The organism is Chitinophaga sp. Hz27, assembly GCF_042263525.1.
In the GTDB taxonomy this organism is placed as follows: Bacteria; Bacteroidota; Bacteroidia; order Chitinophagales; family Chitinophagaceae; genus Chitinophaga.
This window is the reverse complement of sequence record NZ_JBHKFJ010000001.1, coordinates 229,091-242,703: the sequence shown is the minus strand read 5'-3', so window position 1 is coordinate 242,703 and position 13,613 is coordinate 229,091. Positions and strand designations below refer to the sequence as shown.

Genomic DNA, 13,613 nt, shown 5'->3' with positions numbered 1-13,613 from the left:
CTTAATACAAATCGGACCAAAAAAGTTTTTACTGTTATAGATTTTTCAAGGCACGGTTCAGACTACGTATAGTCACGCCCAGGTAGCCAGCCATATTTTCCTTAGAGAGCCTGAGTTGCTGCGCTTCCTGCAATTGCAACAGTTTTTTGAGCACATGTTCCAATGTGTAAGATTGCTGCCAGGAAATCCGTTGGCATGTATTATAGACCCTTTCTGCCATCTCATTGATAATCATTCTATTAAATTCAGGCTCCTCTTGCAATAGCGATTTAAACAAGGAAATGGAAACAGCATATGCACTCACGGGTGTAATTGCTTCTATGTTACATAAACAATTCATATTACGAATGGCCTCAAGTTCCCCTATAATCTGCCCTTGTCCCATGAATTCAAAAATGTATTCTTTCCCATTTTCAGCGCTAATAAAACATTTGCTGATACCGGTTTTCAGCAAATGGACATGTCGCGCTTTTTTATCCTGCTGCAACACTAGCTCCCCTGGCATATACGTTTTCAGGGTGATATCATCACCTCTTGTCTGCTGTTCATATAATTTATCTATAAACGGCAAAAAAAACTCATTCGTTCTTAACATAAAAAATTTCCCTTCGGGACAAATGTCCTTTTAAATTTCAGTAGCATGTCGGAATTTTGCTATATAGCTTCAACAGCAAAGATAATATGAGAGATAAAATAAAAACCATCGCCTTTGATGCGGATGATACGCTCTGGGTGAATGAGCCATATTTTAGAGAATCGGAGGAAAAATTCTGTGAGTTACTATCTGCCTACCTCCCGGCCGACCAGGTCACTAAAATCCTGTTCGAAACAGAAATTAAGAACCTCAAATTATATGGCTATGGCATAAAGGGATTTATGCTGAGCATGATCGAGACATTACACCAGATTACCAAAGGTAACCATGCGGCAGACCTGATCCCGGAAATCATCCGTATGGGTCAGGAACAATTACAGAAGCCAGTAGAACTCCTGGATGGCGTTCCAAAGGTTCTGGAACAGCTAAGTGGCAAATACCAGCTTGTAGTGGCCACCAAAGGCGACCTGCTGGACCAGCAGCGAAAAATTAAGACCTCTGGTCTCGAAAAATATTTTCAGCATGTTGAAATCATGAGCGACAAAAAAACGAATGATTATTCCAAACTGCTGAAACACCTGAACTGCGCACCAGGCAATTTCCTGATGCTGGGCAACTCAGTAAAATCGGATGTATTGCCCGTTCTTGAGCTGGAAGGATATGCATCCCATATTCCTTTCCACACCACCTGGATGCATGAAGTACATGAGGAAGAACCGGTACATCCAAATTTCCTGAAACTGAATACTATCAGTGACATCCTGGGACACCTGGATTAGCATAGTGTTATACAAAACACCAAGAGCCGGTTCTGGGACCGGCTCTTAATAGCTTACTTTTTTTGCCGGAAGGGAAATCTCTTTCCGGCTATTTTTATCTTTTACCGAATTCGTATAATACCTGTCTGGCTGTTCCAAGGCCATCAATGCCATATTCAATCACATCTCCGGGCCTCAGAAAACGTTGTGGGAAACGCCCTACTCCACTGCCGGCTGGCGAACCTGTGGAGATAATATCCCCAGGAAATAATCCAAAAAATTCGCTGCTGTAGGAAGTCAGGTGTGGCACATCACAAATCAGGTCTGCTGTATTCGCGTGTTGCATCAGCTCTCCGTTCAACTTCAGCCATAAACGTAAATTGCCGGGATTGGGAATTTCATCTTTGGTAACAAAATAAGGGCCCAACGGTGCAAAGGTGTTACATCCTTTGCCTTTATCCCATGTGCCGCCACGTTTCTTCATATAGGCGCGCTCACTCACATCGTTGTGCAGAATGTAGCCTGCGATATAGTCCATGGCATCCTGCAGTGCTACGTTGGTGCCTTGCTTACCGATTACAATACCTAGTTCAGTTTCCCAGTCGGTTTCCAGACTATCTTTGGGAATGGTGATCCCATCATAAGGGCCATTCAATGCACTCATGGCTTTCAGAAAGAGTATCGGCTCTGATTCAGGTATGAAGCCTGTTTCACGGATATGGTCTTTATAGTTTAATCCTACACAAACGATCTTCCCGGGATTTGCCAGCGGCACACCTATACGTGCATCGGCCGGAATCTTTTTCAGCTTTCCTTCTTCCTGTTTAAGAAAAGCGGCCAGGCGTGTTAATCCGCCGTTGCCCAGAAACTCATTGGTATAATCTTCTCCAAATGCTGATGTGTCGTATGCCTCTTCGTTGATCAAGATACCGGTCTTTTCTTCTCCGGGATTACCATACCGTAATAATTTCATTTATTTCTTTTTAAGCTCAGGTTGTTTCCATTCCAATTTTAATGATTTGCTGGTCCAGGTCCTGATTTTATAAATAAGTTCTGCATTACCCTCCAGCGGACTACCATAAGAAGGGATCATTGCACTGAGCTGTTCCCGCCATTCGCCACGTAATTCATTCGGGAAACAGGTTTCCAGCAGATTAAGCATAATAGCTACCGCAGTGCTGGCTCCTGGCGAAGCGCCTAATAATGCCGCGATGGTGCCATCTTTACTAGTCACTACCTCCGTACCAAAGCGCAGTTCACCACCTTTGTCCGGGTCATTGTAGATCACCTGTACTCTTTGTCCTGCTTGTCGTAGTTCCCAATCTTTTTTGTCTGCCTTAGGGAAAAATACTTTCAGTGCATCGATTCTATCGTCGAAAGATAGGCTTAATTGTTCGACCAGGTATTTTTCCAGTTCAAAATTCTGCATGCCTACTTTCAGCATGGGGAGTATGTTCCAGTATTTGATGGATTCGAAGAGGTCCCAGAAGGAGCCTTCTTTCAAAAATTTTGTAGAAAAGGAGGCAAAAGGCCCAAAAAGAATCGCTTTTTGTCCATCAATGATGCGGGTATCCAGGTGAGGAACGCTCATGGGTGGCGCGCCTACAGATGCCTGTCCATATACTTTTGCATGATGTCTGTTTACGATATCGGGGTTGCGGCAAACCAGCCATTCGCCACCTACAGGGAAGCCGCCGAATTTCCTTCCTTCAGGGATGCCTGCTTCCTGAAGCAATTCCAGCGCACCACCGCCGGCTCCCACGAATACGAAATCTGCTGTTACATTAATTTTATTTCTGCTCAGCTGATTTTTAATGCGCAGCTGCCATTTACCATCTGTCAGTTGTTTGAGGTCTGTCACCTCATGGTCGAGATGTAATTTAAAATCGGGATGTTCCTGTAGTTGTTTTATCAGTGTTCTGGTGAGGGTGCCATAATTAACGTCCGTGCCGAGTTCTATGTAGGTGGCAGCGGCTTTCTCGCACATATCGCGGCCTTCCATCACCAGGGGGATCCAGGTTTCCAGCTGTTTGGGATCTTCCGAGTATTCCATACCCTGATAAAGCATATAATGCTGCAATGCTTCAAATCGTTTGCGGAGGTATTCCACATCCTTCTCTCCATGCACAAAGCTCATATGCGGTACACTACGAATAAAGGTGGAAGGGTCTTTGATGAGTCCATTGTCAGTGAGGTATGCCCAGAGCTGTTTTGATAGTTCGAACTGTTCATTGATATGAATAGCTTTGCTGGTATCGATGGTACCATCTTCCAGTTCTGGTGTGTAGTTGAGTTCACAAAGGGCGCTATGACCGGTACCTGCATTGTTCCATGCATCTGAACTTTCGGCCGCCACACGGTTGAGGCGCTCGTAAACATGAATAGACGCGTTGGGCCTCAGATGGCGCAATAAGGTAGCTAGTGTAGCACTCATAATACCTGCTCCAATCATCAAAACATCTACGTGAGTTGATTCCTTCTGCATAATGTACCAAATTTGATCGTTATGACTATATAAATGAACTTTAGTAAGGAAATGTTTATAATTTTCTGGAATTGATGATAAATTAAACCATCGCTTATGCGCAATCTCTTGCTGTTCATCCCACTTTTTGCCATGATGGGCGCCTGTAATCAACATTCGGGGCAATCTGGCAACTCTGATACTACTGCTGTAGCCAAAGACAGCGCCGGCAGTACCGCTGCTGTCAGTACGCCAAGCCCTGAAGTACTTATCATTCCAGGCAAACAGATAGGCATGACCGTTATTCATGCCAATGCAGACTCTCTGATAAAAATACTGGGAAAACCTGACTTTTCCGATGCCGCCATGGGTACTTATTTTAATAGTTGGTACAAACGCCATACAGACGGCATTTACCAAACAAGCATCTATTCTCAACGCAATATGGGCGGCCCTGACGAAGCAATCACACATGTAAAATCAGTATACGTTTCCAGCCCCGCTTTCAAGACCAGCGAACGACTGGGCGCGGGTTCCGCAGCATCAGTGCTGAAAGAACATTTCACCTTGCAACGTGGGGGTGTTTATTCCAATGCTAAAGATAGTCTTGTCATGTATGATGATATCCCGCATGGAATCAGCTTTGAAATTAATAAAGAAGATAAATGTAGTGGCGTACTGGTATATGCTGCTGGTGACACGGCAGCAGCCAGATTGCCGGTACATCAGGATATGAAATATCAGCAATAGCCGAGAAGATTTTCGTTTTGTTTTCCGACGGAATATTATAATAAAAGCCAAAAGGACTACCTACGGCAGCCCTTTGGGCTTTTATGATTCAACCATCTCCACATACTTCGGAACGGTTGACAGAGTGCATATAATAGTATTAATTTGACGACACAGTATCAATCTGTCGTAATACAGTAGGGTCTTGAATCTCTTTATCTCTTGCCAATAACAATACTTTAGATATCAACTCTGCTGATTTAGGATCATCGTCTGCAAAAGGCAGGAACAATCTACCTCTATGCTGAGAATGTACCGGCAGGATAGATAAATAATTTCCTGGCAGCTGATGCACCACTGCACTACCCAGATGCACTGAATACTCGCCATAGTGCCCTTTAATAAAGGCATGATTACCTTTTACTGTGACGTTACTCAGCTTGAAAAGTCGCGCAGATTCCTGTAACAGTACGACGCGCATTTCAATAGAAGAATGACTTGCCTCCGGATCTACACCACCTACGTGCGCCACACTTACCACCAGGTCTATATCGCGCATTACTTCACTGAAAATATGTACCGGAATATCTTTGAAAGCTACACTCTTATAACTTTTCAGGTCATGGAATTCGATGGTTTCCAAAGTAGGACTTTCCACATCCGCAGGTGTAAACCAATTGGCCTGTGCATAGATCTTTGCAACAAAGCCGTTCTTATGAAATACTTTCTGCAGACCTTCTTCATAATCTACTTTCCATCCTCTACCCTTCAACAACGCTACTGTTTGTGAAGGCTGTACCTGATGTCCTGCATAACGCCTCGAAACAGTTACTTCCTGTAGCTCTTCTGCCAGCGGTAAATAAAGCTCTCTGAATATCTGTTTGAAAGGCTGTTGCAGCTGATGCTTGAAGCAATAGTGCTGGTAGTCGCTCCACTGACCGATCTGATGCAGATCTGAGCAATGCGCGATACGTACTGCATCCTTGTCTTTCAACTCATACACCTTACCTTTGGCATCCGTTAGTTTACCTTGACTATAAAATCCTGCACCAGCTTCGGTAATGAACACTAGCTTTTCCAGGTGTTTGGAAATCACCGGATGTCCGAAAAGGTTTTTCAGCTCTTCGCCGAGGAATGCATCTGCCTTTACCATGGCATCTTCCAGCGCTTTCCTGGAGCGACGGAATTGCTCTCTCAATACCTTACGATATTCCTGTAACTCGAGGATCTTTGTATCCTTCTTATATTTCGGAGGAATGGCAGCCAGTTGTTTATCACCCTTAAATGCCACTACATCTGCCATACCTTCTTCATCAATGATAAGCCCTATTAGCGTATCATCATATTTCACCTGTGTGTTAGCCGTCAGAATATCTTGCACCTGCTTGGTTTCCATGGCCCATGAAAGACGCTGTGGATCAGCGTATCCGGCGTTACGTGCCAGGTTCTCCATGGCAATACGATATGCCAGGTTTTCGCTGGCCTGCTTCTGCGCACCCCATTGCTTGGTTTCTTTATGGAACTGTTGCAGATAAGCATAGCGCGCCAGCACATCCTTTGCAGGATTGGCTTTAGCCAATGGTATCAATCCATAGATACGCAGGTAATCCTGGTCTCTTTTATCTTTTACTTTAGCAGTAACTTCTTTGATCTTCAGATCTCCGGTAATTACATCTGCATATAATCTTGCTCTTCTATGCGCATTACCATCACTGATATATTTAGCAGCATCGTAAACGATGGCCCAGCGGGCTTTCCCAATTTCTTTATAGGCTTTCAGGAACCAGTCTTTATCTACTGCTCCATCTTTAAAATCTTGCAGGTCTACTTCTGAGTAACGGGCAATTTCACTTTCTGCTTCTGCGTTCTGCTCCTGATAACCTGATGATTTCGTATGTGCGTGCATCCACCAGATGGCCGAATCCAGACCTTTCCATTTAAGGCTGCTGCTCACAAATTTCTGCCACTGCGGTGCATACACCGCTGCTTCTATTAATCGCTGTTCTGTTGCCTGTGTGCGTTTTACGCCAGCGTCAAAGATCGCCTGTGTATCTTCCTCAGCAGGGAAACAACGTTTTAATAAGGTGCTAAACAGCTGCACTTTGCTCATGAGCGTATCAGCATAGGTATAGATGTAACCGCGATTCAGATTTGTTTTCCCTAAACCTGCCAACAGTTCAAAGAACCTGTTCATGCCTGGGATATAAAACATAGCCTGCACATAAATAGTAACCGGAGTGGCGGAATCACCTCGTTTCAGTTCCGCATCCAGGAAGGTTTCGCGGACACGGTTATACATCGGCTCCAGGAAAGGAAAACGCTCCATAACACCGGCATGCTTCTGATGGTTGTGGCGTGCTTTCTTCCGCTTGTCAGACAACATTCGTATATTCTCCACCGTTATAATGCCATCATACATTTCGTCTTCCGAAATTATAGCTTGCTCAAATGCATGACAGAAAATACGTAATGGTGGCTTAGACGGAGCTGTGTTATGTGGTAATCCATTGTACTGGCGCCAGCGATACAGCTGCCAGGCCGTCTTTGCCTGAGATGGCGTAAGATCGCTCACCCTCAGGTTTTCCAGTGGAATATTCAGTGCCGGAACCATCTGCCAGCCGTCACCCTGGTAAGCATTCCCCCAGTATTCTCGTTTGTTCTGGAAATCCAGAATCTCAGGGGTCAATGCATGAAACAGTCTGGTACCCAATCCCAGCAGATATTCATTTCTCTCTGCAAATGGATATTTCATAGCCAGTACATTCACCACCTTAACAACTGGATTCATATATGGATAACGATACTTATTCAGCAAAACCTTTGGCATCATTACATTCCGGCCTGGAAGCAGTGAAGTAACTGTAGTCCAGGTGGAATTAACGATCCCTTGTTCTGTACTGGAAATGCTTATCAGAAAGAGGTCTACCGGACTTAATCCAGACTCCTCATACCATTTTTCCCAAACTTCTGTAAGCGGATAACTATTATATTTTTCTTCGTCTGATTCAAACTGATAATGATGTGGCTTACTGCTGGCAAAGTGATTAGCTATTAAGTACATTTGTTTGGAGCCATCATATTGCTCTACCTCGTACTCAAATTTTCCATTTTCCTCAAATATTGCGTGCAGGGCCTCCAGCGCTTTGTGGAGGGTTTCTGGCGCCACAGACAATCCATGCGGATGTATATTGGTACGCTGTTCGAAATAATTATCGGGATCTATTTCAGGTAGCTCCGCAGATTTCAGTACAGCAGGGTTAAAGATACCGAAGCCATTTTCAGGGGAGATAGCCAGTACATCGCCTGTCGTTAATTGTTCCAGGAGAATTTCTTCTTTCTGAGAGATAGATTTCCTTTCCTGGAAAGCAGCTACCCATCCGTTTACAACACTCGCTAATCTTTCCTTTTTACGTAGCTGCAAGGCAACGTCAAGGCCGGCCAGTCGCTGTTCTGCATCTCCCTGTAACAACTGATTGTTTACAGTGGTAACAATTTCATCTTGCTGATTTAGAATAAGATCAATAGAGCGACTTCTGTTACCGGCATGCTTACGTTTCAGCATATCTACGAAAGGCTCCATGTCAGCGACTTCCAACTGCATATCTTCAAATACGCGGAAAGCGATGTTCACATTATATTCGCCACGATCTTTCAGGATGCGATAAGCATAGTCGCGCTGGAAAGCAGTAACCACCAACTCTCCTCTCTTCTTTTTTTCTTTCCAGTAATAATCTGAATGCAGTGGCAATACAATACGGGTCAGTTGTTCGCGGAGAGTGATATCCATTTCATCGAAATACGACATGAGGATGTCCAGCCTGTCCTGACGCTCGTTGATCATACTCGCCATTGCCTGCAATACGCTATTGCGGGAGTATTGGATATTCAGCCAGGAAAAGACTTTCCCTTCGAACGTCTTTTCTTTAGTATCGATACGGGTAACGATGGCATGGAGCTTATCGAAAATTTGCGGGTAGTATTGATTATAGTGTGCCTTGTGGCTGCTCAGTAAGCCAGAGATACCGGCTACAGCTGATCCCAGCACCGCCAGGTCATCGCTGTCCAGTACCGTTTCGAACAGTGGCATGTTAAGCATAAAATGTTTACTCTCCATCGCGAAGCGCAGAGCAAGACATTTTTTCTCTGAAGAACCTTTATCCAACAGCTGTTGAAGGAGTGGCAGCGTATCCTGAACATCCAGAATACCTTGTGCCCATAATGCCATATAGGCGTCAGCGTTATTAATGCTGGAAACGCCAGCAGCAATAGTCTCAGGGCTATTAAGATATTGAAATCCTTTTTCAAAGAAGGTTTTAACCGTACTTTCTTTTTCTGTTGCCCAGCCGAGTCCGGCCCAAACATCCAACGCGCGTACCACAGAAGAGAAGCGGAACAGCTTTTCTTTGATGATAACGTTCATGAGATATTTCATAGCACCAAGGCTGCATTCGTCCAGGGCTTCTACTATTGTCTGGCGTAGGCCTTCCTGGCGCTGTGCCGCCAGCAGCAACTTTTCCACGAGTTGCCAGCAGCGTTCCTGATCACTGTTGAGCAGTGCATGAAGGATTTGTGAAGTTACTTTTCCTTCTGTTGATTTATTAAAGATGATATCTTCCATTGTCTGGAAAAGGCTGTCATTGCCCAAATCCAGAGAGGCAGACCAGATGCGGAACATGTTATTACCGCCGAGCATATGGCTTTTCAGTACTTGTTCTTCCAGACTAAGGTCATAACAACTGGCACTTGTAATACCATTGTATCCCTGGATGGATGCCTGGAATACAGCGTGCAACAGGAAATTCACCTGGTTAGGGAAATACAGCTCTCTATTGGATGGCGCCCTGAAAGAACGGCGATAATAGCCGCGTTGATAGCTACGATAAGGAAGTTGTTTCCAGGCATAGATTACTGCAGGGGTCAAGGCCTCACCAAATAAGAAATTCAACAGTTGTTTAGGTACTGCTGCATCCCATTCTTCAGTACCGAGGAAATTGAGCAGGAACTCATAACGTTGATCACCATACGAAATTTCATCTAGTCCATAGCCACGTGAAGTTATCTTGTAGTCCGGATGCTCGTTTAATAATACAAGTCCGGCGCTGGCTGCGGAGGGGGTTAAGTAATCGTTGGTAATACTTCCATTGGAGATGCCTGTCAAAGTAGCAAGCATGTTTTTCATATAGTCAGGCTTTAGCCTGTCTTTCAGCAATTCTTTAATATCCATGATAATATTTTATTTAATCAGGACGGCTACCAATAGCTACCGGCCAGGAAAGTTAAGCGGATAAAAGTGACAACAGTAGCAGTTTCCAGGGATATGATCTGGTCAAGATCCTGTAATTCCTGTTCATCTGCAAATACGGCAAACATACCATCTTTAAAAGCCAGCAGCGCGGTTTCCTGCGCCTGGGTAACATCAGCTTTCTGCTCATTATAGTTTACACCAAAACTCACTTTCCCGGAAAGTGCCTGTGTGGCGATTTCATCCGAGCTGAGAAAAGGCAGTATATGCTTGTCCGTTGGCCTGCTGTTATATGCCAGCACCTGTTGTTTTACCACAGCAAGTAAGAGATCGTGGAGGGTTGGGTTAACGCCTATATCATCAATCTCTATTTTCTGTTTGGCAATCAATGCATGTTTCCTGCCTAACTGTTTTACATTTACTAATAGGTTCATTCAAGAAAAGTTGGGTCTGGCAAAAATATAAAAAAACAGAAGAAAGCGATATTAACTTAACACCACTACCTGTAGTAGTCCTCACAACAGCCATATCACTTTAACGATACGAAGTTATCTTATACCGGCAAGCAGGGATATACCTGATATCAGGGATATTTAAGAAAATCTGATTTTGATGTATAAAATTTTGTTTCTTCGTATTGTGACAAGAGTTGTAACCCAAAAAACTAAGCCATGGAGCTACATTACTATTCTCCTGAGATCTTTACGATCAACAATTTTCTTACTGCAGATGAATGTCAATACCTGATTGACAAAAGTGAAGGCATTGGCTATGAAGCTGCTACAGTTAACGTTGGTGGCGGCGAGCAACGTTTAATGACCTCCGTACGAAACAACGAAAGAGTGATACTGAAAGATGAAACATATGCTACCGAACTTTGGCAAAAACTAAATAGTTTTGCGCCGGAAGGTAAACTAAACCGTACCGCCTGCGGCCTAAATGAACTATTCCGGTATTATAGGTATACGCCGGGTCAACGGTTTAAAATGCACCTGGACGGCCCTTTTATCAGAAACAGTACAGAAGCCAGCCAATATACTTTCCTAATTTACCTGAACGATGGTTATACTGGTGGCGAAACTGTTTTTTATACTGGTGAAGTAGTGCGGCCAGAAGCTGGTAGTGCCTTGATTTTTTACCATTCGCTGCGACATGAAGGCGCAATCCTTAGAAGTGGCACCAAATACGTACTGCGCAGCGATATTATGTACCGGGAAAATTAATTGACAGATCCATTAGATTGTTTAATAAGTTGGGATGTTCCGCTCTTAGCTTTATCATAAATTTTATTATTACAGATGACCAACATTTTCCCAACTCAATATTCCACGCTTTCCGCAGCGGCGCTTAATGATCATATCCAGGAGAAATATGGATTCCAGCATACTAGCTGCCGTATACTCCTGCGTAATGTCAGCGATACTTATGTAGTAACCAATGCAAACGACAAATGGATATTTAAAATTTATAGAGATGCCCACCGTAAACACGATCAGATTTGCGGGGAAGTAGAACTGCTGGAATTATTGCATGAGGGCGGCGCAAGTGTATCCTACCCTGTGAGAGACAAAGAAGGCAAGGCTTTGCAAGCATTCCAGGCGGCAGAAGGCATGCGTTATGGCGTATTATTTTCCTGGGCAAAAGGTGAGGTTATACATCATCTGAATGACCGTCATCTCCAGACGCTAGGCCATGAGATGGCAACCCTCCATAATATCAGCGCTCGTATTAACTTAAAATTTCCGCGGCAACCGTTTAACGTAAACACTACTATCCATGAGCCTTTAGAAGTGTTGAAACCTGCATTCATTGGTTTAGAAGAAGAATATAACTATTTACACGACACTGGCATGAAAATAAGCGCTGCATTGGAGAAGATTGCTGCCAGTCAAACGAATACCGGTTACTGTCAGTATGATTTTCTCCCCAAAAACTTCCACTTCGACACTGATGGTACGCTTACTTTCTTCGACTTTGACTTTGCCGGAAAAGGCTGGATAGCCAATGATCTTATGAGTTTTCTTGTTCTTTACTTTTTTGAAGTGACGCACAAAAAGGTAACGATAGCAGAAGCAAAAGACTTATTCGCTAAATTCCTTGTAGCCTATAAGGAGGTCAGGCCTATTCAGGATGAAGAAATTGCAGCGTTACCTATGCTGGGCTTTGGTTTCTGGATGTTTTATCTACAGTTTGCCTATGAAAACTTTGACGACTGGTCCAATGGATTCTTTAACAGCAGGTACCTGGCTGCTCGTACTGGGCTTATAAAAAGCTGGCTGGAGATAGCGCCGCAACTGATATAATTAGTGCAGTTGCTTTAGCACACCGGCTTTCAGGATAGCCACTGCGGCGGCGGCCTCTTTAGGTGTAAGATGCCCGAAACCTAATCTCATCGCGGATAAATTCTTATGCTGATACAATAAGGTTTTAGGTATAAAGAGATTATTTTTTGCACACTCTTTGCTGAGCTGCATGAGATTTACCGGTTGTTTCCATCGGGTCCATACGGCGAGGCCGCCTGCAGGTTTTTTAAATGCGATGTAGTCATCCAGTTGCTCGCTAAGAAGATCAGTGAAATGATCGCGGCGCTCCTGGTATACTTTCAGTGATTTTTTCAGGTATCGATGTATCTCTCCTTCTTCTATCATCTCTCCTAATACCTGCTCCATCAGCACATCTCCTTGTCTGTCTATAATGCCCAGGTGCTTACGCATCTCTATCATCAGGTCTTCCGGGGCAACGATAAAGCCTGTACGAAATCCTGGAGCCAGCGATTTTCCAAATGCTCCGATATAGATTACCATACCGTTTTTATCTGCGCTGGCTAAAGGTAATACGGGGCTTTTATCGTAGTGAAAGTCATAGTCATAGTCATCTTCCAGGATAACAAAGCCGAATTCCGCTGCCAGACTTAATAATTCCAATCTACGTGTAGCGCTGAGGGTTACTGTGGTAGGATAATGGTGATGCGGTGTGATATATAGCATTCGGATGGTGTGCTGCTCGCAGATTTTGCGCACCGCAGTTACATCGATGCCTTCTTCATCGATAGGTACCGGCATTATACGCGCCCCTGATTTCTGGAAAATCATATTTACAGAGAAGTAGCTCAAAGAGCCTACCAGTACAATATCTCCAGCCGATAACAATATTTCCGAAGTAATATATACACTCATCTCTGTACTCCTGGTAATGAGGATATTATCATTGGAGATATGTAGTCCGCGGGTGAGATTGAGGTAATTGGAAAGATGTCTTTTAAAGAATTCGCTACCATCGTGATTATAGTAGCCTAACTTTTTGTGGTTGCTTTTCCTTTTGAGGTTGGCGCTGTACAGGCTAGACAGGTGATCTACCTGTGTAAGGCGTATATCTGGCGTACCATCGTTGAAGACATATTCGCAGGAAGAATGTTCGAATGGATTATCTAGCAGGCTTGACTTACGGAAGGCGAAGCCGGTGGTTTTAGGGTAGGCATCCAGCTGTAGTGGCGCTGCTGTGCGAATTTTATGAGGTTTGGCCGCAGATTTTGCCAATACGAAGGTGCCGGTATTGGGTTTGGTTTCTACCCATCCCTGGGCGTCCAGTTCTTCGAAAACTGCTACGATGGTGTTACGATGAACATTGAGTAGTTCGCTGAAGCTGCGGGTGCCGGGCAGTTTGGCGCCTGTGGGCAGGTAGCCACGCTGGATCGCGTTGATCAATTGATTCGCGATCTGCAGATATACCGGGGTCGCTGAAGACCTGTCTATCTGGACAAAACTCTTATAAGGCACCGTTGCCGGACTACTCATTTCCCTGGATTTATGCTATATTTTTTATCAC

10 protein-coding genes are annotated in these 13,613 nt (G+C 44.2%); 4 read left to right on the top strand and 6 right to left on the bottom strand.

The annotated features are described in order from the left end of the window. Positions 1-34: 34 nt before the first annotated feature. Complete coding sequence (locus ACE38W_RS01195; RefSeq protein ID WP_375828393.1) at positions 35-595, bottom strand: Crp/Fnr family transcriptional regulator; 561 nt, start codon at positions 593-595, stop codon at positions 35-37. A gap of 86 nt (positions 596-681) precedes the next feature. Between ACE38W_RS01195 and ACE38W_RS01190 the strand changes: the two genes are divergently transcribed. Beyond that, on the top strand, positions 682-1,374 hold the full coding sequence (locus ACE38W_RS01190; protein ID WP_375828392.1) for an HAD family hydrolase: 693 nt from the start codon (positions 682-684) through the stop codon (positions 1,372-1,374). A 94-nt stretch (positions 1,375-1,468) separates the two neighbouring features. Here the strand turns inward: ACE38W_RS01190 and ACE38W_RS01185 are convergent, their stop codons facing one another. Together ACE38W_RS01185 and mqo are read right to left on the bottom strand one after the other, a co-directional pair. Further along, the gene (locus tag ACE38W_RS01185) at positions 1,469-2,326 is read right to left on the bottom strand and encodes a fumarylacetoacetate hydrolase family protein (protein WP_375828391.1); all 858 of its coding nucleotides are present in this window, start codon (positions 2,324-2,326) and stop codon (positions 1,469-1,471) included. Beyond that, positions 2,327-3,838, bottom strand: coding sequence for a malate dehydrogenase (quinone) (gene mqo / locus ACE38W_RS01180; protein WP_375828390.1), 1,512 nt, complete (start codon positions 3,836-3,838; stop codon positions 2,327-2,329). A 96-nt stretch (positions 3,839-3,934) separates the two neighbouring features. Here mqo and ACE38W_RS01175 point away from each other — a divergent pair, with 96 nt between their 5' ends. Beyond that, on the top strand, positions 3,935-4,567 hold the full coding sequence (locus ACE38W_RS01175) for a hypothetical protein (RefSeq protein ID WP_375828389.1): 633 nt from the start codon (positions 3,935-3,937) through the stop codon (positions 4,565-4,567). A 139-nt stretch (positions 4,568-4,706) separates the two neighbouring features. Here the strand turns inward: ACE38W_RS01175 and ACE38W_RS01170 are convergent, their stop codons facing one another. Beyond that, positions 4,707-9,770 (bottom strand): DUF4132 domain-containing protein, encoded by a 5,064-nt coding sequence (locus tag ACE38W_RS01170; protein WP_375828388.1) that lies wholly within the window; start codon positions 9,768-9,770, stop codon positions 4,707-4,709. A gap of 26 nt (positions 9,771-9,796) precedes the next feature. Continuing rightward, entirely contained in the window at positions 9,797-10,222 is a 426-nt protein-coding gene (locus ACE38W_RS01165) for a hypothetical protein (RefSeq protein WP_375828387.1), read from the bottom strand. A 237-nt stretch (positions 10,223-10,459) separates the two neighbouring features. Here ACE38W_RS01165 and ACE38W_RS01160 point away from each other — a divergent pair, with 237 nt between their 5' ends. Together ACE38W_RS01160 and ACE38W_RS01155 are read left to right on the top strand one after the other, a co-directional pair. Then, entirely contained in the window at positions 10,460-11,011 is a 552-nt protein-coding gene (locus ACE38W_RS01160; RefSeq protein WP_375828386.1) for a 2OG-Fe(II) oxygenase, read from the top strand. A 75-nt stretch (positions 11,012-11,086) separates the two neighbouring features. Beyond that, on the top strand, positions 11,087-12,091 hold the full coding sequence (locus tag ACE38W_RS01155) for a phosphotransferase enzyme family protein (protein ID WP_375828385.1): 1,005 nt from the start codon (positions 11,087-11,089) through the stop codon (positions 12,089-12,091). Here the strand turns inward: ACE38W_RS01155 and ACE38W_RS01150 are convergent, their stop codons facing one another. After that, positions 12,092-13,582 (bottom strand): PLP-dependent aminotransferase family protein, encoded by a 1,491-nt coding sequence (locus ACE38W_RS01150; protein WP_375828384.1) that lies wholly within the window; start codon positions 13,580-13,582, stop codon positions 12,092-12,094. Positions 13,583-13,613 lie beyond the last annotated feature (31 nt).